A 26591-nucleotide genomic window follows, 5' to 3' on the forward strand; every position below is an offset into this window, starting at 1 on the left:
AATGACCCTTGCTGTGTGCTCCGCCTCAAGACCACTGTGCGGCGTTGGTGAGGACTCTAGAGGTTTCAATAATTGGAAGGTCAAGCCCCTGCGAGGAAAAAACTTCCCGGCTTCCCTGACCTCCGCCGTTGACCTTGTGATGGCGAAAGCCGGAGGCATCGAATCTCAACGTCACGAGAATCGGCACCTCCGGCGCACATGCGGCACACTGGCTTAGCAATGCAGACCTATGTCCAGCCGCTGCCGTCAGTGCGCAGCCTGTGGCTGAGGCGAGCGTGTCGGATGGCCGGTGTCGCGGTCGTCGTCCACACTTTGGGCGCCCTTGAACCTCAGCAGGCGCAGCGCATTGAGCGTGACCAGCGCTGTAGCGCCGGTATCGGCCAGAACCGCGACCCACAGGCCCGTCATGCCGAACACGGTGGTGACCAGAAACAAGCCCTTGAGGCCAAGTGCAAACACCACGTTTTGATGGATGTTCGCCATGGTGGCGCGTGACAGCGCTACCAAGTGCGCCACGTCCGTCACGCGGCTCTTGAGCAGCGCCGCATCTGCGGTTTCCAAGGCCACGTCCGTACCGCCACCCATGGCGATACCCACGTCGGCAGTCGCCAGAGCCGGCGCGTCATTGATACCGTCGCCGACCATGGCCACCTTGGCATCGCGCTTCATGTTGTTGACCAGATCCAGCTTGTCCTGCGGCAGCAGCTCGGCCTTCCAGTCGATTCCCAGGCTGTCGGCAATGGCTTGTGCGGTACGCTGGTTGTCGCCCGTGAGCATCACGGAGCGAACGCCCATGGCCTTGAGCTGAGCGACACCTTCGCGTGCATCGCGGCGCGGCTCATCGCGCAACGCAAGCAGTCCCAGAGTCTCCTTGCTACGCTCGTCGAACAGAACCGCAACGGTCTTGCCGCTGTTCTCCAGCGCTTCGATTTCCTTACGCTGCTGGGCCGACAGCGTAGCTACCTGACCCGCATGGGATGGGGAGCCCACTGCCAGCATCTTGCCGTCCACAGTAGCTCGCACCGCTTTGCCGGCAATCGCTGATGCCTCCGATGCTTTGGGAATGACCGTATCCGTGCTTTCGGCATGGACGACGATAGCCTTGGCCAGTGGGTGATTCGACCCGGACTCGACGGCTGCGGCCAGCGCCAGCACCTGCTTTTGCCTGAGCTGACCAAAAGGAACTACCTCGGTCACGCGCGGCTTGCCCTCGGTCAGCGTGCCGGTTTTGTCGAAGGCGATGGAACGGACTCGGCCAATGGTTTCCAACGCGTTGCCACCTTTGATCAGCAGCCCTCGACGTGTCGCAACCGCAAGACCCGAGGCAATCGCCGCCGGAGTGGAGAGCACCAGCGCGCAGGGGCAGGCAATCAACAGAAGAGCCAGGCCACGGTACAGCCAGGTGCTCCAGTCACCTCCCATGGCCAACGGAGGCACCACCACGATCAGCGCGGCAATCGCCATCACCGCTGGGGTGTAGTAGCGGCTGAACTTCTCGATGAAGCGTGCCGTGGGGGCCTTGGAGGATTGCGCCTGTTCAACCAGTTGGATAATGCGCGAGATGGTGTTGTCCGACGCGGCCTTTTCCACCCGGACTTCCAGCACACCGTCGACGTTGATCGAGCCGGCGAAAACAGTGTTGCCAGCAGCCTTCTGACGCGGCACGGATTCTCCCGTGATCGGCGACTCATCGAGGCTGGATTCGCCACGCAGGATTTCTCCATCGGCAGGTACTCGGTCGCCGGGCCTGACCAATACAGTGTCATTGACCTTCAGCGAGGCGGCCGGGACGGTACGCTGGCCTCCATTAGGGTCGAGCAGCACCGCTGTCTTGGGGACCAGTGATGCCAGTGCCTTGATACCGGCTCTGGCACGACCGGCGGCAACGCTTTCCAACAGCTCACCAACCGAGAACAGGAAGACCACTGCCGCTGCCTCTTCAGCCTCACCGATGAACAGCGCACCAACCGCTGCGACGGACATCAGAGTTTCAATGGAGAAAGGCGAACCAGATTTCGCCAGCGCTAACGCTTTGCGCGCAAACGGCATGACACCCGCAATCACGGCGGCAGCGAATATCCATTCGCCGTAGAGTGGCAGCAACAGGGTCATGGCATAGGCCGAAGCCATCAGCGCACCCAATCCGATCACATGCTTGCCTTTTTTCGTCTGCCACCAGCGGCGGTCCTGAACGCTAGTGGCTGGGACAGACGCTGCGCCGGCATCAGAGCCGTCATGACGGCGTACATCGGAGACCCCGAAACCGAGGCTCTTGATAGTCTTCTCGATGTCGCCGAGCTGCGTGGAGGCGCCGGACACGAGCGTCAGCTCCAGCGTCTCGGCGGTGAAGTTGATGCGTGCGTCGGACACGCCGGCCATGCGCGCGAGGGCCGTTTCGATCTTGCCGACGCAACTGGCGCAGTCCATGCCTTCGACGCGCATGGAGACGTTGGGTGGCGTGCTGGGTGCAGTACGGGTGGCAGGAGCAGCCGCCGCGTGGTCATGCCCGCTGCAGGCTCCGTGCTCGTGGCTGTGGTTATGCTTGTGGTCGTGTCCGTGGTCATCACCGCATGCCTTTCCGTGCCCATGATTGTGCCCGTGGTCGTGAGCATGCCCATGGTCATGCGCGTGGGCCGCCTGGCGCGGTACGGGCGACGGGGACACTTCGGACGCGGGCAGTTCCTGCACGTCGAAGCCCAGGGACCGGATTTTCTTGGCGATATCCCGCTTAGTCGCGCGGCTGTGCGGTTCGCGCCTCAAGGTGAGCGTCTCGCTCGCAAAATTGACCTGCACGTCCGACAGGCCGTCGAGGCGGCCAAGGGCCGTCTCGATCTTGCCGACGCAGCTCGCGCAGTCCATCCCTTCAACGCGAAAGCCGAGGTGTTCCCCAGCTTCTTCGCTACGGTCTATTTTTTCCAAAGACATATCGATCTCCAATTTCTCCGAATACCTCACACGGTGGAATGCGCCGCAGACCGATCTGGCCGCTTTACCAATAACAAACATATCGACATACGTTCATGTGTTAGGTAAGAAAAAAAGACGTGTTCGTCCTTTTGGCTGCGATCCCCGATAGTTATGGTGTACGGCGCACGTCCTCTCAGTTCTGGCGCTGTTGCAGGTAGTTCTGGAAGGCGACACGGTATGCAGGGCTGGATGTGTCGGGGGTTTGATCCCCAGCCCAGAACCGATCCAGCCCGGCGCGTTTCCATGCAGCCAGATCGGCTTGAACCTCGGCTCGCGTCAGCCCCACCTCCTGCTGATACTGCTCGCCGTCGCGCAAGTGGCGATAGGTGTTGTATGCCGCGCGGTATTGCGAGCCGAACGTGTCGGCGCCGCCGTCGCCGCGTTCGAGTTTGTCCAGGCCGGCACGCTTCCACAGCGCCAGGTCGGCACGCACCTGATCTCTCGTCAAAGCGGTGGGCTCACGGTAGTCGGCTCCCAGACGAAGTTGCAGGTAGTTTTTGTAAGCTTGGCGGTATTCCGGGCTGAAAGTGTCAGGCCCGGCGTCTCCCCCAGAAAGCTTATCCAGTCCAGCCTGCTTCCACGCCGCCAGGTCAGCGTTGACTTCCGCGCGCGAAACACCCGCGTCGAAGGGTTGGGCGCCTGCACCAGCCGCAACGAAGGCGGAAAGCAGAACTGCGACGTGAAATTTCTTGGACATCATCAATACTCCTTGACGTTACAAACAATGGCGTGGTGCTCACGCCTCCTTCGGTTGATCCATAGCCGAATGATAACACACATGAAGATATGTTCAATTGTTTATTTGAAGATACGGATAGGTCTTTTCTGTTCTGGGGCAAGACCTCAGTTTCAGGCAAAGCGACGAAGGGCTCTGACCTCAACCCTGATATTGACCACCAAAAAAAACGGCACGCCCCTTGCCAGAGCGTGCCGCACACATTTGCACACTCAGTCAATCGTCGGATCTATCCTCGGAAATGTGGGAAGCCATGTCCTGAAGCACCTGGCTGACGTGCTGATCCGCGATGCCGTAAAAGATGTGCTTTGACTGGCGTTCGCCGCGCACGAGACGCGCGCCACGCAACAACCTGAGATGGTGGCTGACCAAGGATTGCGACAGATCGAGCGAGTCGGCGATATCTCCCACAGCGACCGATCCGCGCATGCAATGGAGCAAAATCTTCAACCGCGATTGGTCACCCAACAGGCGAAAGGTCTCGGCCAGAACCGCAACGTCACTTTGCGAAAGTGCCAAAGGGTCAATGGCAGCGCCGTGGCCTGTGGTTGCACAGCTTTGTGAAGTGTCGGGGCTGGTAGTTTTTTGGGCTGTCATAGATTCAAACCCTCCAGTAGATGGTGATCCGCTTGGCATGGCCTCAATGCTTGTGGCTTGTCGCGGCGTGATGGTGGTCATGGTCGTCGCCGTGGTCATGGCTGTGGTTGTGACCGTGATCGTGACCATGGCCGTCGTGATGGCTGTGGCCATCGCCGTGGCGCTCGACGCTTGGCCGCAGACTGCAGACCTCTTGGTCGGCATCCGCATTCCAGTCGATCTCTACAGTGGCATGTTCTATGCTGAACTGCTCTTGCAGCCTTTGTTTGACGAGCCTGGCCACCACCCTGGCTTCCTCATCCAGGGTTGGACGAATTTGCAACGTCGCCATCGTCCGGCCGGAGGTGAGCTGCCATACATGGATGTGGCTGACAGCCGCCAGACCCGGCACAGCACCCACCAGGCCTTGCTCCACTTTCTCCGGTGTAGCGTCCTCGGGAGCCCCTTCCAGCAGGATGTGGATCGACTTGGCCAGCAGCTTCCAGGCGCTGCGCAGGATCAGCGCCGCCACTAGAACGGACAGGATGGGGTCGATGGGCGTCCAACCTGTGACATAGATGATGACCGCAGCGAGGATTGCTCCCACCGAGCCCAACAGGTCTCCCATCACATGCAGGATGGCACCTTTCACGTTGACGTGCTCGGTATCGCCGCGTGTCATGATCCACAGCACGAGCAGGTTTATCAGCAATCCCAGCACGGCGACGATCATCATGGGGCCGGCCAGGATGACGGGGGGCGCTTGCAGCCGCTCCCATGCTTCATAGACGATCCAGGCAACGATGGCGAAGAGCGTGACGGCGTTGATGAAGCCGGCAAGCACCTCGAAGCGCAGATAGCCAAAGGTGCGCTTGCTGTCTGCGGCGCGGCTGCCGAACCGGAACGCCGCATAGGCCAAGGCCAGCGCCATCGCATCGGTCAGCATGTGGCCCGCATCGGCCAGCAGCGCCAGCGAGCCGGAAATCACGCCGCCCACCGCCTCCACGATCATGAAGGTGAAGATCAGCACGAAGGAAATGAGAATCTTGCGCTGGTTGGCGCTGGTCACAGTTGGGACATGGCTGTGATCATGGTCGTGATCGTGACCATGGTCATGTGAGTGAGAGTGGGAGTGGGACATGGGAGCCTCGGGCAAGTTAAATTTTGACTACGCGAGGAAATATAACACATGAACACATGCTCATGTGAAGTGTTTTATTTAGCCATACCAGTGTTCGTGGCGGATGCGTTGCAGCGCCGCGACAAGATAGCCCGGTGTGCTGCCATTGCCGAGAAGAGGCCTATCCTCTCGGCCAGACCCGGTGCAGATCGTCCACGATCAGCGGATGATGATGTCTGCCCTGATCCGCGTGCGTGCGCAAATGAGGGTGATCCGCCGGCAGGTTTGGATGGTCATGGGTCAGGTCGGACGGGTCGCTGGTGGGCCACAACTTCAGCGCCAGCCCCACGCCGGCCAGGCCGATCAGGGACATGAGGACGAAGGTCGATTGCAGTCCCATGGCCGCACCGAAGCGGCCAGCCAGCGGATAGCAGATGAGCCAGCAGGCGTGCGACAGCGCGAAGTGCGCCGCGAAGATCGCAGGACGGTCCTCGGCGTGGGCCGAGCGGCGCAGAAGACGACCGGATGGTGTTTGCGCCACGCTGTAGCCAAAGCCGATCACCAGCCACAGCGGCAGCAACAGGGCGTAGCTCGGCACTAGTGCGCCGATCGCCGTCCCCATGACCAGCACCGCAGCACCGGTGAGCATCGCAGGCCGGTCGGCCACCTTCTCCAGCAGGGACGGCAGGACGAAGGCGGCCACCATCGAGCCGCCTCCGAACGCCGCCAGCGCCCACGCCACTTCGACCTCTCCCAGGCCGAAGCGCGCCTTCACGAGGACCACCGTGTTCACGATCACCATGGCGCCCGCCGCCGAGACGGCCAGGCTGATCGCAAGCAGGCCCCGCAGGCGTGGTGTGGCGAGATAGATGCGCGTGCCGCGCGTCGTGCGCTCCCAGATGCCTCGGCGCGGACCCGGTACGGTCGTGGGCAACCGCACGCTGACCACGAGCGCGGCCGAAACGAGGAAGCCGAGCACCGTTCCCGCAAACAGGTTGTGGAAGCTGATGACAGTCAGCAGCGCGGCGGCCAGCATCGGGGAAACCAGGCTTTCCAGGTCGTAGGCCAGCCGGGACAGCGACAGCGCCTTCGTGTAGTCCTCTTCGTCGGGAAGGATGTCCGGGATGGTGGCCTGGAAGGTCGGCGTGAAGCCGGCGGACGCCGCCTGCAGGACGAAGATCAGCAGATAGATCTGCCAGACCTCGGTGACGAAGGGCAGGCACAGCGCGACAGCCGCTCGCACGAGGTCTAGCGCTACGAGCAACGACCGCCGCGGGAGCCGGTCGGCGAAGGCCTGCGCGATCGGCGCGACCCCGACGTAGGCGAGCATCTTGATGGCCAGCGCCGTCCCGAGCACCGCGCCGGCATCCGCCCCGGCCAGCTCATAGGCAAGCAGGCCGAGCGCCACCGTCATCAGGCCCGTGCCGACGAGCGCGATCACCTGGGCGGTGAACAGGTGGCGGTAGGTGCGGTTTTTCAGGACGTTGAGCATCGTATGACCTCAGAGCAGCTTGGTCAGCGCTTTCATTTCAGCCAGAACGGAGTCGTCGTCATGAACCAGGCAGTGGTCGATGTGGTCGTGGATCAGGACGCGCTTTGCCGCCGTCACCGCGCTTTCCACCGCCGCGAGCTGGCGGGCGATGTCGAGGCAGGATTCCCCACCTTCGATCATCCCTATGACATGCCGAAGATGGCCCTCAGCGCGTTTCAGCCGCTTCACAAGATCGGGATGGGTGGAGTGTTTGAGCGTCTTTTCCATGTGGAAATTCTATCCCCCTGGGGGGGATAATGCCACTGAAGCTCAGGCTAAGTGTAGTCACAGGGCAACGTCGTGAACCTGCAGTGTGCTGCCTTGATATTCACTGCCCTAGCGAGAATGCCTGCAGCAGCGACACCCACTGCTGCGCGTAATGGTAGGCCTTACGTTGCGCTCGGCTACTCGTCGTTATGGTCTTCAGCGATGTGGATGGCCATGTCCAACAGCACTTGGTTCACGTGCTGGTCGGCCACCTCATAGAAGATCTGCTTGGCCTGGCGTACGCCCTTGACCAGCCGAGCTCCACGCAGCAGCCGCAGGTGGTGGCTCACCAGTGATTGCGAGAGGTCGAGGGTTTCCGCGATGTCACCCACCGAAGTATACCCCTTCATGCAGCACAGCATGATTTTCAGCCGCGAAGGGTCGCCCAGGAGGCGGAAGGTTTCGGCCAGGATGGTTACATCATTGTGCGACAGGGATGTCAGATCGGCGCTTGCGCCGTGGGGTGTGCTTGCTGGTTTGCGTGAAGTCATTTGTCAAAAATTCCTGCTCTCGAACGGCTGTTCATGCCCTTCAGGATCAACGAGGCTGCGGCAGAGCGATCATGCGCAGCCAGGGATCTGGGAAAGCTTGGCAACCAGAACCCGCCGCTCCTCTGTTCGCCAGCGCTTTCCCAAACCAGACAGTACACATAAAAATACGCTTGACCTTCCCACGATGGTAAACCCTAAGCTTCCCTCATGTCGAATCTCAACTACGGGAAATAAACCATGAGCATGCCAATAACGAGTGATGCTCGCGCCACAGCAGCTGCGATCAGCCTGCCCATCGAGGGCATGACCTGCGCGAGCTGCGTCGGCCGAGTCGAGGCCGCCCTGGCCAAGGTCGAGGGCGTGGACACTGTGTCCGTCAATCTGGCTACCGAGCGGGCGGACATCCGCCTGGCTGGTCCTGTTGATCGCATGGCGCTGATTCAGGCGGTGGAGAAAGTGGGCTACGAGGTGCCGACCGGCGTCACCGAACTAGCGATCGACGGCATGACCTGCGCATCCTGCGTAGGCCGCGTCGAGAAGGCGCTCAAAGCCGTACCAGGCGTCACGGAGGCCACGGTGAATCTGGCGACCGAGCGCGCCACCGTGCGCGGCTTGGCTGCCGTGGAAGATCTGATCGCGGCCGTAGACAAGGTTGGCTACGAAGCCCGCCTGGTCGATACCGGCGCACAGGCCGAAGATGAAGCAGCGGAAAAGAAGGACGCCGAGCGGGCCGAACTCAAGCGTGACCTGACCCTGGCCGGTCTGCTGACATTGCCGGTATTCGTGCTCGAAATGGGGTCGCACATGATTCCCGGCATGCACGAGTGGGTCATGAGCACCATCGGCATGCAGCAGAATTGGTATATCCAGTTCGTACTGACCCTGCTGGTGCTGGCCATTCCGGGCCGGCGCTTCTATGAGAAGGGCTTTCCGGCCCTCGTGCGCCTGGGCCCGGACATGAACTCGCTCGTCGCGGTCGGCACGATGGCCGCGTTCGGCTTTTCGATGGTCGCCACCTTCGCGCCCGGCCTGCTGCCAGCAGGCACGGTGAACGTCTATTACGAGGCGGCTGCCGTCATCGTGACGCTGATCCTGCTCGGTCGCTTCCTGGAGGCGCGCGCCAAGGGTCGTACCTCCGAGGCCATCCAGCGGCTGGTCAAGCTGCAGGCCAAGGAGGCCCATGTGTTGCGTGACGGCCGTATGGTGGATATTCCCATCAACGACGTAGCCCTTGGCGACATCGTGGAAGTGCGTCCCGGCGAGCGCGTGCCGGTCGATGGCGAAATCACCGAGGGCCGCAGCTTCGTCGATGAGTCGATGATCACCGGCGAGCCGATCCCGGTCGAAAAAGCTGCAGGCAGCACGGTGGTCGGTGGCACCGTCAACCAGAAAGGCGCGCTGACGCTGCGCGCCACCGCCGTGGGCGGGCAGACCATGCTGGCGCAGATCATCCGCATGGTCGAGCAGGCCCAGGGCTCGAAGCTGCCTATCCAAGCCGTGGTGGACAAGGTGACGTTGTGGTTTGTACCGGCAGTGATGCTGGTCGCCTTGCTGACCTTTCTGATCTGGCTCGTGTTTGGCCCGTCGCCCGCCCTGACTTTCGCCTTGGTCAACGCCGTAGCCGTGCTCATCATCGCCTGCCCGTGCGCCATGGGCTTGGCGACGCCCACCTCGATCATGGTCGGCACCGGCCGCGGCGCCGAGATGGGCGTGCTGTTCCGCAAGGGCGAGGCCTTGCAACTGCTCAAGGATGCCAAGGTGGTGGCCGTGGACAAGACCGGCACCCTGACAGAGGGTCGCCCGGTGCTGACCGACCTGGAAATCGCTGAAGGCTTCAGCCGCGACCCAGTGCTGGCGAAGGTCGCTGCCGTGGAATCTCGCTCGGAGCACCCGATTGCGCGCGCCATCGTCGAATCTGCGACAGAAGGTGGCATCGCGCTGCCGACCATGACCGATTTCGAGTCGATTACGGGCATGGGAGTGCGGGCCACGGTGGACGGTTCCCGCGTCGAGGTCGGCGCCGACCGCTACATGCGTTCGCTGGGCCTGGACGTCGGTGTATTCGCAGGCACTGCCGAGCGTCTGGGCAACGAGGGCAAATCGCCGTTGTACGCTGCGATCGATGGCCGCCTGGCCGCCATCATCGCCGTGGCCGATCCGATCAAGGCCAGCACGCCCGCCGCCATCGCCGCGCTGCATCAGCTTGGCCTGAAAGTGGCAATGATCACCGGCGACAACGCGCGTACTGCACAGGCGATTGCCAAGCAACTGGGCATCGACGAGGTAGTGGCCGAAGTCCTGCCTGAAGGTAAGGTGGATGCGGTGCGCCGACTGAAAGCCAGCCACGGCCAGATTGCTTACGTGGGTGATGGCATCAACGACGCACCGGCGCTGGCCGAGGCCGACGTGGGCCTGGCAATCGGCACCGGCACCGACGTGGCGGTCGAGTCAGCCGACGTGGTGTTGATGTCCGGCGACCTGCGGGGCGTACCCAATGCCATCGCGCTGTCGAAGGCCACGCTGGGCAATATCCGCCAAAACCTATTCTGGGCGTTTGGCTACAACACCGCGCTGATTCCGGTGGCCGCCGGGGCGCTGTACCCAGCGTATGGGGTGTTGCTCTCGCCGATCTTCGCCGCCGGCGCGATGGCGCTCTCCAGCGTATTTGTGCTGGGCAACGCGCTACGCCTGCGCGGCTTTCAGCCGCCGCTGGCGGCGGATACCTCTCATTGAGAAAGGAGGAAGACCATGAACATCGGTGAAGCATCCAAAGCATCCAAGGTCTCGGCCAAGATGATCCGCTACTACGAGCAGATCGGCCTGATTCCTCCAGCGGATCGCACCGAGTCTGGCTATCGCGCCTACACCCAGGCCGATGTCCACCGGCTGCATTTCATCCGCCGCGCGCGCGATCTCGGCTTCTCGGTGGCCGAGATCACGAATCTGCTGGGCCTGTGGAACGACAAGTCGCGCCAGAGTGCCGACGTCAAGCGCCTGGCCCAACAGCACATCGCCGAACTGGATCGGCGCATCGAGAGCATGCTGCAGATGGCAGAAACGCTCAAGGCGCTGATTCATTGTTGCGCGGGTGATGAACGGCCCGACTGCCCGATCCTGCATACCCTTGAGCAGCCCGACGACAGCAACGAGGAACCCAAGAAACGCACGGGTGCCGTGCCGCGCCGCCCGCGGGGGGCGGCGTTAGCGAAACGCTCATGATCGCGTTGAGTGACAAGGAGAGTCATGCCCAAGATCACTGTTCTTCCCCATGCCGACCTAGCGCCCGAGGGCGCTGTGTTGAACGTGCCGGTTGGCACCTCCATCTGCGAGGCGCTGCTGGAGAATGGCATCGAAATCGAGCACGCCTGCGAGCTGAGTTGTGCATGCACGACCTGCCACTGCATCGTGCGTAAGGGCTTCGCTTCCCTCAACGAGGTCGAGGAGTGCGAGGACGACCTGCTCGACCGGGCCTGGGGGCTGGAGGCGCAGTCGCGTCTGAGCTGCCAGGCCATCGTTTCGACAGAAGATCTGACCGTCGAAATCCCCAAGTACACGATCAACCACGCCAAGGAGAACCACTAAGGCCTGGCGTGCCGCCGTAGGCACGCCGGCCTGTGGTCGGGTTGTCCTGGCAGGTGGAGAACAGCCTGACGAGCTGCCCGTGAGCCAGGCGCCTGCACATCCTTGCGCCAGGGCTGGTTAAGGTAGAGAGGTAGTCTGAAGTCTTTTGCTGACGGCCGGCTCCGCCGACCTCCCTTAAGGAAAACCCACAGGAGAAGTCCAGCATGTCTGCGCTCAAGCACGCCACGCTCTACCGCATGGTCATGCCCGACCATACCTGCCCCTATGGGCTGAAATCGCTCGATCTGCTCAAACGCAAGGGCTACAAGGTCGAGGACAAGCACCTTGCGAGCCGCGAGCAGACGGATGCGTTCAAGCAGGAGCATGGAGTCGAAACCACGCCGCAGACGTTCATCAATGGGCGGCGCATAGGGGGCTACGACGAATTGCGCAAATTCTTCGGCATGTCCGTGAAGGACAAGAACGCTGTGACCTATACCCCCGTGGTTGCGCTGTTCCTCATGGCCGCCGCGCTGGCGCTCGGGGCGAGTTGGGCCGCCTTCGGCCAGCTACCGGGCATTCAGACCGCAGAGTGGTTCGTGGCCTTTGCCATGTGCTTGCTGGCGTTGCAGAAGCTCAAGGACGTGGACAGTTTCGCGACGATGTTCCTCAACTATGACCTGCTGGCCAAGCGCTGGGTGCGGTATGGCTATCTCTACCCGTTCGCAGAGGGTATCGCTGGCGTGTTGATGGTCGCGGGAGTGGGTATGTGGCTGTCGATTCCGCTGGCACTGTTCATCGGCACTGTCGGGGCCGTGTCGGTCTTCAAGGCGGTTTATGTCGATCGCCGGGAACTCAAGTGCGCCTGCGTGGGCGGGGACAGCAATGTACCGCTGGGCTTCGTGTCCCTGACAGAGAACCTAATGATGGTGGCGATGGCCCTGTGGATGTGGGTCAAGGTCGCCTATTTCGGGATGCACTGAGCAACAGCATGGCGCGTGCGCCAGCATCGCGGCCAACCTGCGTTCAGGTCGACCGCGATCGGATGTTACTGCGCGCGCGGCGGGAAACCAGCCTCGCGCAGGGCTGCGACGATCTGCTCTTCGGATGCCGAGGTTTGCACCTCGACCCGGCGGGACGGCGGATCAGTGACGACACTGGCGTTGGGGTCGATCATCTGAATCGTCTTCGTCACGGTGCGGGCGCATCCACCGCAGGTCATGTCATCGAGATGGAATTGCATGGAAAACTCCTTTCGGGTTGGGATGCTTGGCAGTTTGGTCCTTGCCACGGTTGGAAGGTCAAGTGGTAGTTGCATCGACGGGACGCAGCGGCTGCCAAGTTCCCTCACGCTGTCACTGACGCGCAATCTTGCTGATTCGCGCCAATGGCATTTACAACGAAGCCAAGCAGCACGCCGTCATCAAGCCGGCCCCGATCCCTTATCAAGCTCCAGATCAGAGACAGGAGGCCTTTTCTTTTGATAAAATACATGAACATATGTATTATTGTTTAATCAAATCAATGGCCTTTTACCCTGCCCTGAAGGGGAGCACCTGCTACTTCATCCACTGAGCACACTTCGGCATTCATGCGCCGTGGCCAACCGAATTGACCAAGATTGCTGAAGGACGCAACCATGGAACTTCGTCACCTGCGCTGCTTTGTGGCGGTCGCCGAAGAACTGCATTTCACACGTGCTGCGGAGCGCTTGCATATCGAACAATCCCCCCTGTCTCGAACGATCAAAGAGCTTGAGGATGAGCTAGGGGTAATACTTTTTGACCGAAACCGTCGAGGCACTGCGCTGACCCCCGCTGGCGCCGCGTTCTTGCAGGATGTCCGCAGGCTGTTCACTGTCCTGGAGCATGCACGGGAGAACGTCCGGGCGGTCGCGGCAGGCATGCGAGGGAGCCTGCGCATCGCTGTCTCCGATGGTGCGACCGACCCTCGGCTTTCGGAGTTTCTGGCCCGTTGTCGCGCTGAGGAGCCAGAGGTTGAGATACGTCTGGCGGAAGTACCTTTAGCCGAGCAATTGCGTGGCTTGCGATCCGGCGACTTCACGATCGGATTCGCGCACACCGCTGACGTTGGTGACGGTATCGTTGCAGAACCGATCTGGCGAGACCCGCTGGTGGTCGCCGTGCCAGCTCGGCACGAGCTACTCGCCCACAGAGAGGTTCCACTTCATGAGCTTGGGAGCCATCCACTCATCTTGTGCGATCCACAGGTGTGCGAGGGTTACTGCCTGCAACTGTCGCAGCTCCTGCAGCCTCTGGAGCACAAGCCGAATGTTGTCGAGCACGCGTCCTCGCTGGACATGATGCTTACCCTGGTTGGCGCGGGCTACGGCGTGGGCTTCACAACGACGACTAGGATCGCAGGCTACCAGCGTCCGGATGTTGTAATCCGTCCCTTGGCGATGGAATCTGCAGTCATCACTACCTACTTGCTTTGGTCCGAAAACAGCCGTTTATCGGTTTCGCTGGAGCGATTCATCGCTCGCCTACGCGACCGTTTGAGCGACTGACGGAGCCCTCCGCAGACGATCAGACTCAAGAATCTGTGCCAGAGCCAAGATTGCGCTCCGTTACAGTCATCAGTTCGGCAGCACTTAGCCCGAGCGCGGCGGCGATTTTCAGTATCAGAGCCAGCGTAGGCATATGTCCTCCACGCTCGATCTTGCCCATGTGCGAGCGCTCGACTCCAGCTAGGGTTGCCAGCTCTTCCTGAGCGATTCCTTTTTCCACGCGCGCGGCGCGCACCGCTTTCCCGAAGGCCAGTGCTGGCTCGGCTTCAAATGTGGTTGTGCCTGGGGGACGGCCTCGTTGAATTGGACGCTTCTGCATTGACAGAAGCGTCGATCAGACAAGAGAATTTAACCACGTTAAATTTAACTCATTGCTATGATATCGGGTTATTTTTTTGATCCGATGGCTTACATGGGGCTCTCATGCACGACGCCACTAACCCGGTTTCCCATTTCAAGCTCGCGATAGCACCTGGTGTGCCGTCGTCACGTCTCTCTAAGCTACTTGCCCTGCAGCAAGCGGAGGAGCCGGAAGTCATCATGGCGTTTTTCGAGGTCAAGGGCGATGATCTGGTAGCTGGACTTCGGGAAGGCCGTTACGACGCGGGGATGTCACTTGAGGGCTTGAGCGATCCGGTCCTGAGCAGTCGGCCTCTGTGGAGCGAAAACATGGCCGTTGCCATGCCGTTGCGATTCCCTCTATTGAATCAGGCAACGCTCACAACCGCCGAGTTGCGGGACTACCCGGTGTTTCGCTGGCAGGCAGAGGCTTGCCCCTTGCTGGATCAGAGGCTGTCCTCCTTTCCACAAGAAGGCCAACAGAGCATTCAACACATGACTTCTTTCGAGCTGCTGGCTCTATGGGTCACGGCGGGCTATGGCGTCGGTCTATCAGCACAATCACGCATTGAGCGTGCTCAAGGGACAGGACTCACCATGCGACCACTCTCCGATGGCCCCTACGAGATCGTGACGCATTTGCACCGCCCCCACGGATCACCCAATGCCGTTTCTAAACGGTTTGAGGACAGGGCCCTGCAGATTGCCAAGGCAGGCACCGCCTGACCGCGAACCTGGCGACCGAGGCAGGCTCGCGCCGGTCGCCAGGTCATCCCATTGGCCTTCAAGCGTCTTCAAGCACCAACGTGCTATCTACCAGCCGGCGAACGCTCTGCCACACCTGCTCGGGGATAGACCCTGGCAAGACAGCCTCGGGAATATCGGCAGGTTGCTGCTCATCGTCCGCAATGGTATGGACAACTGCGGCCAGATTGGCCGGCGTCACCACATCGATGGCTGCACGATCACCCAACTCCGGGTGCGGCCGGGTCAGCATACGGAAAAGCTCCCACGAGTTTGCTTCCGGACACTGCTTCATGAGCGCCAAGGCCAGCTTGTGCTTGAGCGGCACCAGTTGCCAATCGGGAACGCGCTGCCCCCGGTTGCCCAGGCTAATGGACAGCAGCTTGCCGGCCTTCAGTTCGCGGTTGATCTGATCCTTGGACTTCCCGGCCAGCTTGCCGAACAGCGGAACCGGCAGATTGTTCGGCGATTCGTAGATGGCGAGCATTTCTTCGCGCTCACGCTGGATCGCAGACACTTCCGGCTCCGGCGCCCGACTGGGGGGCGGAGGCACTTGCGACAGCCTCTGGAACGTGGCCCCGGCAGTGTTCGGCGTCACCACGATGGGCGTAGCCGCTACGGGCGGAACGGGAACGGCGGAGGAAGCCCCCGTAATGGTGGCAGCATCTTCCGCTTCTGCCATCGCCGGCACCCCATCGATACGGATGGTGAGATGCGCGCTTGCAGCTTCCACCTGGTCCTGTTCGAGCAGATCCAGGCGGTCGGCCCAGTCCTGCATCATCCGGCGGCGCGGCTCCACGTATTTGGCGTGGTTGTAGGCCGAACTCACCTTGTTCGGATCGGAGTGTGAAAGCTGCGCGTCCACCCAAATCTTGGGGTAACCGATCTCGTTGAGCGCCGTCGAGATGGTTCCACGAATACCGTGGCCGGTCAGTCGATCCTCATAGCCCATTCGCTTCAAGGCGGCGTTGAGGGTGTTTTCGCTGATGCGCTTCTTGAGCTCGCTGCGGTGCGTCAGCAGGTATTGCTGGGCCGGTCGCATCACGCCCAGGAGGTAGCGAACGATCTCGGTGGCCTGCAGGGACAGCGGGACGATGTAGGGCGGCACATCCTGCGGGCGCTTGCCGGCTTTGCGCATCTCGTCCTGAAGCTGCTTGACGATCTGCGGCGGGATGATCCATAGCCCGCGATCGAGATCGAACTGATCCGGGGTCGCCAGCCGCAGTTCGCCGGTGCGCACCCCGGTCAGAAGCAATAGCCGGATGCCGAGCTGAGTTTGCCAGCCGCGAGGGTTGTATAGCCTAAGTTTCTGAAGAAATGCGGGAAGCTCAGGCAGATGCAGGTAAGGGTTATGGTTCACCGGAGGTTTGGGCTCGGCCACCACATCCAGGTCCGTGGCTGGATTGGTTTCCATACCCTCGACAATGACCAGGGCATAGCGGAACAACTGTCCCAGCCAGGTACGAACCTTTTCAGCGGTAGTGAAGGCCTTGCGCTGCTCAATCCTCGCCAGGACGCCCAGAAGCTGGGGCCGGCGAATGTCGTAGATCGACATCTTCCCAAGGCTGGGCAACACGTCCTTGTCGAAGATACGGAGGATCTGTGAGAGCGTGCTTTGCCGGCCTTCCTTGAGTTCCTTGCGGCGGTGCTCGACCCAGGTGTCGAACACCGCCTTGAAGGTGTAATCGGAAGCCAGCTTGACCGCATGCCGCTTCTGCTTGCGATCGGTGTGGGGGTTGATGCCCTTGGCCAGCAGTGCCCGGGCCTCATCGCGCAAGGAGCGCGCCTCACGCAGGCCGACCTCTGGATAGTTGCCCAGGGATATGCGTTTTTGCTTGCCGAGCCAATAGTAGCGAAGGTGCCACGACTTGCCGCCGGTGGGGGCAACCACCAGGCCGAGGCCATCGGTGTCGGGGAGGCTGTAGGTTTTGTCGGCGGCCTTGGCTTGCCGCACAGTCAGATCAGAGAGTGCCATTTTGAGCTCCTAAGTCGCGACTTAGGCTCAATGCTCGTCCCTGTTCCCATCCAACCCCAGCAACAACCCGGAACCGGCACCCTCCGCATTCTTTGGCCTCAATTTTGGCCTTAAAAACGCTGGCTGTAGGTGGATTTCAGTGGCTTTTGCTGGAACGAAAAAAGGGCCTTTCGGCCCTCTTTTCAACGACTTACAGACGTCAGTGGAAGTCTGTAGATCATAAATTGGAGCGGGAAAGGAGATTCGAACTCCCGACCCTCGCCTTGGCAAGGCGATGCTCTACCACTGAGCTATTCCCGCAACATGAACGGCATTACTTATGGAAACCGGTTACAGCAACCGATGACGACAACCAAGTGTCAGCGTCATGCGAGTGGCGTCCCATAGGGGGTTCGAACCCCTGTTCCCGCCGTGAAAGGGCGGTGTCCTGGACCACTAGACGAATGGGACACATGTACACGCAGACGACTGGAGCGGGAAAGGAGATTCGAACTCCCGACCCTCGCCTTGGCAAGGCGATGCTCTACCACTGAGCTATTCCCGCTTGATGTCGCTAAAAATCGGATTGGCGTCCCATAGGGGGTTCGAACCCCTGTTCCCGCCGTGAAAGGGCGGTGTCCTAGACCACTAGACGAATGGGACGTATAAACACGTATGATTCATTACATACGCGTTATGGAGCGGGAAAGGAGATTCGAACTCCCGACCCTCGCCTTGGCAAGGCGATGCTCTACCACTGAGCTATTCCCGCAACTCCGATGACCTAAACGATACGATGGCGTCCCATAGGGGGTTCGAACCCCTGTTCCCGCCGTGAAAGGGCGGTGTCCTGGACCACTAGACGAATGGGACGTTTCATTGCCTCGTCGAGGTGGCGCGTATATTAATCAGCGCACCTCTTACTGTCAAGCCCTCTGATATCGAAACGTTTTATGCCTGCGCAACGAAGGTGCCTGACGGCAATAACCTGCGCGATAACGGTGCACGAAACTTGCCCATGCACACCACGCCACCCGTTCAGCGCATCCTACAAAGCCCTAAAAATCTTTTATTTAAAATAAAATCGATTTTTTGGCATATCCCTTGCTTTGTACACAGCGTCCCTCGGCGATTGGTGCTCCCCTACCACTGCCGTCTTTCCTTACTGCATGAGGTGCTGTATGTCCTTTACCCGTCGCAAGTTTCTTACCAGCGCTGCTCTGACATCCACTGCGGGGCTGGTGTTGGGCGCCCCTTCCTTGGCCAAGGCGCAGTCGAGCGAACAGTTCAACTGGCGAATGACCAATGCCTACAGCCCAGGCTCTCCGTTCTATGTAGAAGGGCCCGGCAGCCCGCGGGACGTGATTGCCAAGATCAACGCCATGTCGGGCGGACGGCTCAATATTCAGCACTTTGCAGCAGGAGAACTGATCCCGGCCTTCGAAGGCTTCGAGGCCGTGCAGAGCGGCACCATCGAAATGAACGCCGCCAACAGCTACTTCTGGTCGGGCACCACGTTCGCCGCACAATACTTCACCACCGTGCCCTTCGGCATGAGCTTCATGGGCCATATGGCCTGGCTGTATCACGGCGGTGGCCTGGAGCTATGGGAAGAAGTGTATGAGCCTTACGGCATGATCGCCCTGCCGTTGAACAATACAGGCGTGCAGATGACCGGCTGGTTCCGTGAGCCCATCGAGGACATCGGCCAGTTGAACGGGCTGCGCATGCGTATTCCGGGCCTGGCCGGGAAAGTCTATGCCGCGCTGGGGGTCGATGCCCGTGTACTGCCCGGCGGTGAAATCTTCCCGGCGCTGGAGCGTGGCGTCATCGATGCAGCAGAGTTCGTGGGTCCTTACCAGGATCGCCGCATGGGGCTGCAGAATGCCGCGAAGTTTTATCACACCACCGGCTGGCACGAGCCTGCCACCACCGGTGAGCTGCTGATTTCCAAACAGCATTGGGATGCCCTGCCCGACGACCTCAAGATGATCGTGAAAAGTGCCTGCATGGCGGCGTGTCTGGAAAGCGTCACCTGGTCGGAAGCCGTCAACGGCGAGGCCATGGCCGACCTGGTGGACAACCACGGCGTTACCGCAAGCCCCCTGCCAGCCCCGGTGGTCGAAGCGCTGCGTGAAGCCACGATGGATACCCTAGCCACCGAAGCCAACTCCGACCCGCTGGTACGCAAGGTCCACGACAGCTACATGGCCTTCAAGGCCAACCATGACCGCTGGGCAGGCCCCAGCGAACGCGCCTGGTTAAACGACATCATCGGGGTGTGATATGCAAGCCGTGGAACGTCTTGTCCACGGAATCGAGGCGGTGGTCCGGCTGTTTGGCTTGATCGCTGCCTGGATTTGCGTGGTGCTGGTTGCCCTGGTCGCGGGCGATGTGGTCATGCGCTACCTGTTCAGCATTGGCGCCGTCTGGCTCCAGGAGCTGCAGTGGCACTTGATTTCCCCCATCGCCCTGTTCGGCATGTCGTACCTGCTGTTCGTGGGCGAACAGGTGCGGGTGGATGTGTTTTACGAGCGCTTCCCGGTCGCGGTACAGCGCACCATCGAAGTGATCGGCGGCCTGCTGCTATTGGTCATGGGGCTCTACATCGCCTGGCTGACCCTGCCTTGGGTAGAGCAATCATATCTGCGTAACGAAACCTCACCCAACCCAGGCGGCCTGCCCTTCCGCTGGCTGCTCAAATCGCTCATCCCTCTGGGGTTTCTTCTGTTGGCACTGCAAGGCCTGGCCCACGCACTGCGCCAGGGGTTGGCCCTTCCAAGCCGAGGTGAATAACGCATGTCTCCTAATGAGTGGCTAGCGATCGGCATGATCGTCGCCTTTTTCGTACTGCTGCTGATCGGTATTCCGGTGGCCATCAGCATCGCCGTCACGGCCTTCGTGTTTGGCTACCTGGGGTTTGGCCCCATGCTGTTCAACCTGCTGCCCTCGCGCATCTACGGCGTGGTCACCAACTACACCTTCATGGCCATCCCCCTCTTCGTATTCATGGGGGTCATGCTGGAGAAGTCGAAGCTGGCCGAAGAGCTGATCGACGTGGTCGGTCACCTGTTCGGGGGACTCTCCGGCGGCATGGGGGTGGCCATCATCTTCGTGGGCGTACTGCTGGGCGCTGCCACGGGTATCGTCGGGGCGACCATCGTCACGCTGGGCCTGTTGACACTCCCCACCCTGCTGCGCCGTGGCTACCCTAAAACCCTGGCCACCGGCATGATTTGTGCGTCGGGCACGCTGGGTCAAATCATCCCCCCGAGCCTGGTGCTGATTCTGCTGGCGGAGATCCTCGGTGAATCCGTAGGCACCATGTTTGCGGCGGCCATGGTGCCGGGGCTGGCCCTGGCCGGGATCTATATTCTGGCGATTCTGGTGCTGGCCAGGCTCTACCCCAACATGATGCCCCCCATTCCCGCCGAAGAGCGCGCGCTGCTCAGCAAAAAGCAGCTATTGTTCAAGGTGGCTACCGTGGTGGGGCCGCCGGTGGGGCTGGTGTTTGCCGTGCTGGGTTCGATCATCGGCGGGATTGCCGCTCCCACCGAAGCCGCTGCCATGGGGGCACTCGGGGCGCTGGTCTTCGTCGCGTGCTCTGGGCGGCTCACGGTGGCTCTGCTGAGCGAGGTCGCCAAGGCCACGCTGGTCATTTCTGCCATGGTCTTCTTCATTCTGATCAGCGCTCAGGTCTTTGGCCTGGCCTTCCGTGGGCTGGGTGGCGAGCATCTCGTGGGCCGCATGTTCGACTGGGTCCCCGGGGGCGAGCTCGGCGCGCTGCTGTTCATGCTGCTGCTGATGTTCGTGCTTGGTTTCTTCCTGGAATGGATAGAAATTACCTATATTGCCCTGCCGCTGTTTTTGCCTTTCTTCGTACAAATGGGCATCGATATGGTATGGCTGGGCATTCTGGTGGGCCTGGTGTTGCAAACCTCGTTTCTCACGCCACCGTTTGGCTGGTCGCTGTTTTTCCTCAAGGGCGTGGCCCCCAAGGAGGTTTCGACCCTCGATATCTACAAAGGCGCGCTGCCCTTCATTGGCCTGCAATTCCTGGCCGTGGCGCTGGTCTTCGCCTTCCCGGCCATTGCCACCTGGCTACCCGACGCCATTGGCTGGTAGCCCTTGATAACAGTAGCCCTTGATAACAGTAGTCCCTAATAACAGTAGTCCTTAATAACAAAGGATAACGTCATGCTTCATACACAACGTAGTTACGGCGGCAGCTGTGTTGCCCCCCACCACCTGGCCGCCAGTGCCGGTCGCGATGTGCTCAAACAAGGCGGCAATGCGGTAGAGGCCATGGTGGCCGCCGCAGCGGCTATCGCCGTGGTCTACCCGCACATGAACGCGCTGGGTGGCGACGGTTTCTGGCTGATTCACGAACCAGGCAAGCCGCCCATTGCCATCGATGCCTGCGGGCCAGCCGCCGCGCTGGCCAGCGCCGATTTTTACGCTGGCGAATCACACATCCCGGAACGCGGCCCCCAGGCAGCCCTGACCATGGCGGGCACCATTGGCGGTTGGCAGGAAGCGCTAAACGTGGCCGCCCAGTGGGGCACGGCGCTACCGCTGACGACCCTGCTGGCCGATGCCATTCGCCATGCCGACGACGGCGTGGCGGTTTCCCAAAGCCAGGAGGCGCTGACCGCCAAGCACCTTGCGCGGCTTGGCCAAAGCCCCGGCTTCAACGAAGCCTTCCTGCTCGATGGCAAGGTCCCCCGGGAAGGCGAGCGGCTGCGCCAGCCGCGCCTGGCCCGAACCCTCGAACGTCTGGCCAGTGTAGGGCTGGATGACTTCTACCGTGGCGAACTGGCCGCCAGCATGGCCCAGGACCTGGCCGCGCTGGGCAGCCCGCTGCGGTTGGAGGATTTCCACGCCTATCGCGCCCAGCAGGTCACGCCGCTGCAGGTACAGCTGCAGGACGCGACACTCTACAACCTGCCCGCCCCGACCCAGGGCATGGCCTCGCTGATGATTCTGGGCATCTACGAACGCCTCAAGGCTGCCGAGCCCAACGGCTTCGAGCATCTGCACGGCTTGATCGAGGCCACCAAACGCGCCTTCATGCTGCGCGATAGCCACGTCACCGACCCCCAGCGGGTGCCTGCCCCCCTGCAGTCGCTGCTAAGCGCCGAACGCCTGGCCGAAGAAGCCGCCACCATTGACCCGGCCAGCGCCCTACCCTGGCCCCATGAGCCCGCGCCGGGCGACACCATCTGGATGGGCACCGTGGATAGCCAGGGCCGCTCGGTGAGCTTCATTCAGAGCATCTACTGGGAGTTCGGCAGTGGCGTCGTGCTGCCGGAAAGCGGCGTGCTCTGGCAAAACCGAGGCATCAGTTTTTCACTCGACCCCAATCATCTGCGCGGCCTGGCCCCGGGGCGCAAGCCGTTTCACACCCTCAATCCGGCACTGGCCCTGTTCGAAGACGGGCGCACCATGGTGTACGGCACCATGGGCGGCGAAGGCCAGCCACAAACCCAGGCCGCAGTGTTCTCCCGCTACGCGCTACATGGCATGCCACTGCAGCAGGCGGTTACCGCACCACGCTGGCTATTGGGGCGCACCTGGGGCGAGACCAGCACCAACTTGAAGCTGGAAGCGCGTTTCGACGATGCCCTGGTGACCGCCCTCGCCACGGCGGGCCACGATGTAGAAGTACTGCCAGAGGCCTTCAGCGACACCATGGGCCACGCAGGCGGCATTGTGCGCCACCCGGATGGCCTGATCGAAAGCGCCCATGACCCCCGCAGCAACGGCGGCGCCGCCAGCGTTTAGGCCCGGTACTGGCGCTATCGCCCACTTTCGCACATGCTGAACCTGAGCAGGGCTGCCATTGTCACTGGTATAGCGTCAGGCATAACGGTGGTATCCTGCCTGCCCCATAAGCCTCTGCTTATCAGCAACCGGAGGGAGAGGAGAGCCCCATGGCGAAAATAGCGAAATCCCCTGAAGAGTGGCGCCAGCAGTTGACCCCGGAGCAGTACCGCGTCGCTCGGGAGAAGGGAACCGAGCGTCCGTTTACCGGTGACTATCAAGTGAGCGATGCCCAAGGCATCTACCACTGCGTCTGCTGTCATGCGCCGCTGTTCGAGAACGAACACAAGTTCGATGCAGGCTGTGGCTGGCCAAGCTTCGACAGGCCACTGGGCATCCGCTGCGTGGAAGAGCATCTCGATACTTCCCACGGCATGATTCGCACCGAAGTAGTGTGTTCCCACTGCGATGCCCACCTGGGACACGTGTTTCCCGACGGCCCCCCGCAAACGACGGGCCTGCGCTACTGCATCAACTCGGTCTCTTTGGAGTTTCACCCCGACGAATAATTGATCCCAAACGAAGCGCAGCAAGGCGGGCACCATCTGTTAGAATGGCGGCCCGCTTTTTTATGCCGAATGTTAGTGCTTGCAGGAGATCCCCATGCTCGGCTGGTTCCCAGGACACATGAACAAGGCCCGCCGCCAGATCAAGGACGCGCTGCCGGAAATCGACGTCGTGATCGAAGTGCTCGATGCGCGGCTCCCCTACTCCAGCGCCAACCCGATGCTGGCCGAGCTGACCCGCCACAAGCCGGTCCTCAAGATTCTGTCGCGTGCCGACCTGGCCGACCCTGCGCGTACCGACGAGTGGGTCGCGTTTTTCGATGCCCAAGCCGACACACGGGCGCTGGCCATCACCACCACCAACACCCGGGAACTGAAGCGCATTCCCCGGCTTTGCCATGAGCTGGCCGGTGCGGTGCGTGCCGACCGTGATGTTCGTGTGATGGTCATGGGGATTCCCAACGTCGGCAAGTCGACGCTGATCAACGGCCTGGCAGGACGCAAGATCGCCAAGACCGGTAACGAGCCCGCCGTGACCAAGCGCCAGCAAAAGGTACGCATCGATGGCCGCGTGGCACTGATCGATACGCCTGGTGTGCTGTGGCCCAAAATCGAGGATCAGGCCAGTGCCTACCGGCTGGCGGCCAGCGGTGCCATTCGCGACACGGCCATCGAGTATACCGATGTGGCCATGGTGGCCTGTGCCGAACTCGCCAAACGCTACCCCGACGCGCTGACGGCCCGCTACAAGCTCAAGGCGCTGCCCCGCTATGAAGCCCCTGCCACCCCTCAGGCAGAGGTCGATGCCGATGGCCCCCAGAAGCCCGACTTTATGGCCATTGCCGGGTTCGATGGCCACGCCATCCTCACCGAAATTGCCAGCAAGCGCGGTGGTTTGCGCCCTGGCGGCGCCGTGGACCTGCACCGAGGCGCCGAAGTGCTGCTGCATGAACTGCGCGACGGCAAGGTGGGCAGGCTGACGCTGGAAACCCCCGAGGACATTCCACCGCCCGTGGAGCAAATCGACCAAGACAGCTCGCCATCAAGCAACGCATAATGGGCGAATAATCAGTCACTCCCACGGCAATGGACACTTTTGGATAACGCACCCCATGGACACCGCGCAGCCTAACGAATCACACACGCTCAAGAAGTCCCATAAACTGCACAATGTCTGCTATGACATTCGCGGCCCGGTTCTCGACCATGCCAAGCGCCTGGAAGAGGAAGGCCAGCGGATTCTCAAGCTCAACATTGGCAATCCGGCCCCCTTTGGTTTCGAGGCACCGGAAGAGATTCTCCAGGACGTCATGCGCAACCTGCCCACCGCCCAGGGCTACTGTGATTCGAAAGGGCTCTACTCTGCGCGCAAGGCCATCATGCAGGAGTGCCAGCGCAAGCAGATCCCCGGCGTCGGTATCGAAGATATCTATATCGGCAACGGCGTGTCCGAGCTGATCGTCATGGCCATGCAGGCGCTGCTCAACGATGGCGATGAAGTACTGATCCCGGCACCGGACTACCCGCTCTGGACCGCTGCTGCCCACCTGTCGGGCGGCCACGGCGTTCACTATCTGTGCGACGAGCAGGCCGACTGGGCGCCGGACATGGCCGACATTCGTGCCAAGGTCACCAGCCGTACCCGGGCCATCGTCATCATCAACCCCAACAACCCCACCGGGGCAGTGTACTCTCCGGAAGTGGTGCGGGAAGTCCTCGAGATCGCCAAACAGCACAATCTGGTGGTATTCTCCGACGAGATCTACGACAAGATTCTCTACGACGGGGTCGAGCACACCGCCACGGGGGCGCTGGCCGACGACGATCAACTGGTCATCACCATGAACGGGCTTTCCAAGAGCTACCGCTGCGCTGGCTTTCGCTCCGGCTGGATGACCATTTCCGGCACGCTGGCCAAACAGCGGGCCAAGGATTTCATTCAGGGCCTGACCATGCTGGCCTCCATGCGGCTGTGCGCCAACGTACCTGCCCAGCACGCCATTCAAACGGCGCTGGGCGGCTACCAGTCCATCAATGACCTGATCCTGCCTGGCGGGCGCCTGCTGGCGCAGCGGGACATCACCATCGAGAAGCTCAACGCCATTCCCGGTGTCTCCTGCGTAACACCCAAAGGGGCGCTCTACGCGTTTCCGCGCTTGGACCCCAAGGTCTTCAATATCAAGAATGACCAGCAGCTGGTGCTGGACCTGTTATTGCAAGAAAAGATCCTGCTGGTGCAAGGCACGGCCTTCAACTGGCCAGACCCGGACCACGTGCGCATCGTGACGCTGCCCTGGGCCGACCAGCTGGGCGACGCGCTGGATCGCTTTGCCAATTTCCTGTCACGCTATCGGCAATAGTTATTTCAGTCTTCATGTCCGTCGCTACAGCATTAAAAACAGCTACTTGAAACTGTAGCGACGGGCACGCATCTAAGCCATATTCCAGCAAGACCCCGTTATAAACCTGAAGGGAGAAACCCACCCATGATGCGAATTATGCTGTTTCTGGCGACCAACCTCGCCGTCGTACTGGTGGCCAGCTTTACGCTGCGCCTGTTCGGCGTCGAGGGCTATCTGCGCAGCCAGGGAATCAACTTCACTGGCCTGCTGCTGTTCTGCTTCATCGTCGGCATGGCGGGCTCGATCATCTCGCTGTTCATGTCCAAATGGCTGGCCAAGCGCTCCACGGGCACGGTGATCATCGAAACGCCCTCCAATGCCACCGAAAAGTGGCTGGTGGACACCGTGGCCGAGCTTTCCCGTGAAGCCGGGATCAAGACCCCCGAAGTGGGCATTTTCCCGGCCCAGCAGTCCAATGCGTTTGCTACCGGCTGGAACAAGAACGACTCGCTGGTAGCCGTCTCGGCGGGCCTGCTCAACCGCATGCGCCCCGAAGAGGTCCGCGCGGTACTGGCCCACGAGATTGGCCACGTGGCCAACGGTGACATGGTCACCCTGGCGCTGATCCAGGGCGTGGTGAACACCTTCGTGATGTTCTTTGCCCGCGCCGTCGCCCACCTGATCGACACCTTCCTGAAAAGCCGCAGCGACGGTGAAGGCGGTCTGGGCTTCATGGGTTATTTTGCAGTGGTCATGATTGCCGAGATCGTGTTTGGCATCATTGCGTCGGCCATCGTGGCGTGGTTCTCGCGCTACCGCGAATACCGCGCCGACGAAGCGGGTGCACGCCTGGCGGGCACCGGCGCCATGGTCAACGCCCTGGCACGCCTGAAGGCCGAAACCGAAATGCCCGACCAGATGCCCGACCAGATGCGCGCCATGGCCATCACCAAAGGCCAGACCCGCTCGCTGATGGAGCGCATGTTCGCCAGCCACCCACCGCTGGACGACCGCATTCGCGCCCTGAAAGAAGCCGCCTACCGTCAGTGATGTTGCTAGCCACGCCGGTTTCTTAGCACCACGGCGACTTTGATACGCAAGTCT

At 61.3% G+C, this 26591-nt stretch carries 24 protein-coding genes and 6 tRNA genes; 14 read left to right on the forward strand and 16 right to left on the reverse strand.

What is annotated here, in order from left to right; translation table 11 throughout:
* Positions 1–246 precede the first annotated feature (246 nt).
* The 7 genes from LG409_RS12435 to LG409_RS12465 form a co-directional block, all read right to left on the reverse strand.
* Entirely contained in the window at positions 247–2925 is a 2679-nt protein-coding gene (locus tag LG409_RS12435) for a heavy metal translocating P-type ATPase (RefSeq protein WP_227406798.1), read from the reverse strand.
* Between the two features lie 175 nt (positions 2926–3100).
* The gene (locus LG409_RS12440; protein WP_227406799.1) at positions 3101–3667 is read right to left on the reverse strand and encodes a DUF4148 domain-containing protein; all 567 of its coding nucleotides are present in this window, start codon (positions 3665–3667) and stop codon (positions 3101–3103) included.
* Positions 3668–3919: 252 nt separating this feature from the next.
* Positions 3920–4381, reverse strand: a complete 462-nt coding sequence (locus LG409_RS12445; protein ID WP_446719075.1) for an ArsR/SmtB family transcription factor — start codon at positions 4379–4381, stop codon at positions 3920–3922.
* Positions 4344–5348, reverse strand: a complete 1005-nt coding sequence (locus LG409_RS12450) for a cation diffusion facilitator family transporter (RefSeq protein WP_446719076.1) — start codon at positions 5346–5348, stop codon at positions 4344–4346. Before LG409_RS12450 ends, LG409_RS12445 begins: the two co-directional genes overlap by 38 nt.
* A gap of 232 nt (positions 5349–5580) precedes the next feature.
* Entirely contained in the window at positions 5581–6891 is a 1311-nt protein-coding gene (locus LG409_RS12455) for an MFS transporter (protein ID WP_227406801.1), read from the reverse strand.
* Between the two features lie 9 nt (positions 6892–6900).
* Positions 6901–7158, reverse strand: a complete 258-nt coding sequence (locus LG409_RS12460) for a metal-sensing transcriptional repressor (RefSeq protein WP_227406802.1) — start codon at positions 7156–7158, stop codon at positions 6901–6903.
* A 176-nt stretch (positions 7159–7334) separates the two neighbouring features.
* Positions 7335–7688 (reverse strand): ArsR/SmtB family transcription factor, encoded by a 354-nt coding sequence (locus tag LG409_RS12465; protein WP_227406803.1) that lies wholly within the window; start codon positions 7686–7688, stop codon positions 7335–7337.
* A gap of 237 nt (positions 7689–7925) precedes the next feature.
* On the opposite strand from LG409_RS12465, the gene LG409_RS12470 reads away from it, so the two are divergent.
* From LG409_RS12470 to LG409_RS12485, 4 genes are all read left to right on the forward strand, one after another.
* Entirely contained in the window at positions 7926–10421 is a 2496-nt protein-coding gene (locus LG409_RS12470) for a heavy metal translocating P-type ATPase (protein WP_227406804.1), read from the forward strand.
* 15 nt (positions 10422–10436) lie between these two features.
* Complete coding sequence (cueR, locus tag LG409_RS12475) at positions 10437–10907, forward strand: Cu(I)-responsive transcriptional regulator (protein ID WP_227406805.1); 471 nt, start codon at positions 10437–10439, stop codon at positions 10905–10907.
* Between the two features lie 24 nt (positions 10908–10931).
* Complete coding sequence (gene fdx, locus LG409_RS12480; protein ID WP_227406806.1) at positions 10932–11270, forward strand: ISC system 2Fe-2S type ferredoxin; 339 nt, start codon at positions 10932–10934, stop codon at positions 11268–11270.
* Between the two features lie 203 nt (positions 11271–11473).
* Positions 11474–12232 (forward strand): glutaredoxin, encoded by a 759-nt coding sequence (locus LG409_RS12485; RefSeq protein ID WP_227406807.1) that lies wholly within the window; start codon positions 11474–11476, stop codon positions 12230–12232.
* 65 nt (positions 12233–12297) lie between these two features.
* Here LG409_RS12485 and LG409_RS12490 read toward each other — a convergent pair whose 3' ends face one another.
* Entirely contained in the window at positions 12298–12492 is a 195-nt protein-coding gene (locus tag LG409_RS12490; protein ID WP_227406808.1) for a heavy-metal-associated domain-containing protein, read from the reverse strand.
* A 396-nt stretch (positions 12493–12888) separates the two neighbouring features.
* Here LG409_RS12490 and LG409_RS12495 point away from each other — a divergent pair, with 396 nt between their 5' ends.
* Entirely contained in the window at positions 12889–13779 is an 891-nt protein-coding gene (locus tag LG409_RS12495; protein WP_227406809.1) for a LysR family transcriptional regulator, read from the forward strand.
* A 25-nt stretch (positions 13780–13804) separates the two neighbouring features.
* Here LG409_RS12495 and LG409_RS12500 read toward each other — a convergent pair whose 3' ends face one another.
* The gene (locus LG409_RS12500; RefSeq protein ID WP_227406810.1) at positions 13805–14098 is read right to left on the reverse strand and encodes a helix-turn-helix domain-containing protein; all 294 of its coding nucleotides are present in this window, start codon (positions 14096–14098) and stop codon (positions 13805–13807) included.
* Positions 14099–14202: 104 nt separating this feature from the next.
* On the opposite strand from LG409_RS12500, the gene LG409_RS12505 reads away from it, so the two are divergent.
* Positions 14203–14844: a LysR substrate-binding domain-containing protein gene (locus LG409_RS12505; RefSeq protein ID WP_227406811.1), complete on the forward strand. Its 642-nt coding sequence runs from the start codon at positions 14203–14205 to the stop codon at positions 14842–14844.
* Positions 14845–14902: 58 nt separating this feature from the next.
* Here the strand turns inward: LG409_RS12505 and LG409_RS12510 are convergent, their stop codons facing one another.
* The 7 genes from LG409_RS12510 to LG409_RS12540 all read right to left on the reverse strand — a co-directional run bounded on the left by LG409_RS12510 (position 14903) and on the right by LG409_RS12540 (position 17689).
* Positions 14903–16837, reverse strand: a complete 1935-nt coding sequence (locus LG409_RS12510; RefSeq protein ID WP_227406812.1) for a tyrosine-type recombinase/integrase — start codon at positions 16835–16837, stop codon at positions 14903–14905.
* A 225-nt stretch (positions 16838–17062) separates the two neighbouring features.
* A tRNA-Gly gene (locus LG409_RS12515) sits at positions 17063–17137 on the reverse strand.
* Positions 17138–17211: 74 nt separating this feature from the next.
* Positions 17212–17287, reverse strand: a tRNA-Glu gene (locus LG409_RS12520).
* A gap of 19 nt (positions 17288–17306) precedes the next feature.
* A tRNA-Gly gene (locus LG409_RS12525) sits at positions 17307–17381 on the reverse strand.
* Positions 17382–17403: 22 nt separating this feature from the next.
* Positions 17404–17479, reverse strand: a tRNA-Glu gene (locus LG409_RS12530).
* A gap of 34 nt (positions 17480–17513) precedes the next feature.
* A tRNA-Gly gene (locus LG409_RS12535) sits at positions 17514–17588 on the reverse strand.
* Positions 17589–17613: 25 nt separating this feature from the next.
* A tRNA-Glu gene (locus tag LG409_RS12540) sits at positions 17614–17689 on the reverse strand.
* A gap of 308 nt (positions 17690–17997) precedes the next feature.
* Here LG409_RS12540 and LG409_RS12545 point away from each other — a divergent pair.
* From LG409_RS12545 to htpX, 8 genes are all read left to right on the forward strand, one after another.
* Entirely contained in the window at positions 17998–19101 is a 1104-nt protein-coding gene (locus LG409_RS12545; protein ID WP_227406813.1) for a TRAP transporter substrate-binding protein, read from the forward strand.
* Between the two features lies 1 nt (position 19102).
* Positions 19103–19612, forward strand: coding sequence for a TRAP transporter small permease subunit (locus tag LG409_RS12550; RefSeq protein ID WP_026001778.1), 510 nt, complete (start codon positions 19103–19105; stop codon positions 19610–19612).
* 3 nt (positions 19613–19615) lie between these two features.
* Positions 19616–20941 (forward strand): TRAP transporter large permease, encoded by a 1326-nt coding sequence (locus LG409_RS12555; protein ID WP_039176169.1) that lies wholly within the window; start codon positions 19616–19618, stop codon positions 20939–20941.
* Positions 20942–21013: 72 nt separating this feature from the next.
* Positions 21014–22600, forward strand: coding sequence for a gamma-glutamyltransferase family protein (locus LG409_RS12560; protein WP_227406814.1), 1587 nt, complete (start codon positions 21014–21016; stop codon positions 22598–22600).
* A gap of 149 nt (positions 22601–22749) precedes the next feature.
* Positions 22750–23148 (forward strand): peptide-methionine (R)-S-oxide reductase MsrB, encoded by a 399-nt coding sequence (msrB, locus tag LG409_RS12565; protein WP_081137520.1) that lies wholly within the window; start codon positions 22750–22752, stop codon positions 23146–23148.
* Positions 23149–23242: 94 nt separating this feature from the next.
* Positions 23243–24202, forward strand: a complete 960-nt coding sequence (gene ylqF / locus LG409_RS12570) for a ribosome biogenesis GTPase YlqF (RefSeq protein ID WP_081137518.1) — start codon at positions 23243–23245, stop codon at positions 24200–24202.
* A gap of 55 nt (positions 24203–24257) precedes the next feature.
* Entirely contained in the window at positions 24258–25505 is a 1248-nt protein-coding gene (locus LG409_RS12575; RefSeq protein ID WP_081137517.1) for a pyridoxal phosphate-dependent aminotransferase, read from the forward strand.
* A 126-nt stretch (positions 25506–25631) separates the two neighbouring features.
* Complete coding sequence (gene htpX / locus LG409_RS12580; RefSeq protein WP_039176182.1) at positions 25632–26537, forward strand: protease HtpX; 906 nt, start codon at positions 25632–25634, stop codon at positions 26535–26537.
* Positions 26538–26591 lie beyond the last annotated feature (54 nt).

It is taken from the genome of Halomonas sp. NyZ770 (assembly GCF_020616575.1).
Taxonomy (GTDB): Bacteria; Pseudomonadota; Gammaproteobacteria; order Pseudomonadales; family Halomonadaceae; genus Vreelandella; species Vreelandella hamiltonii.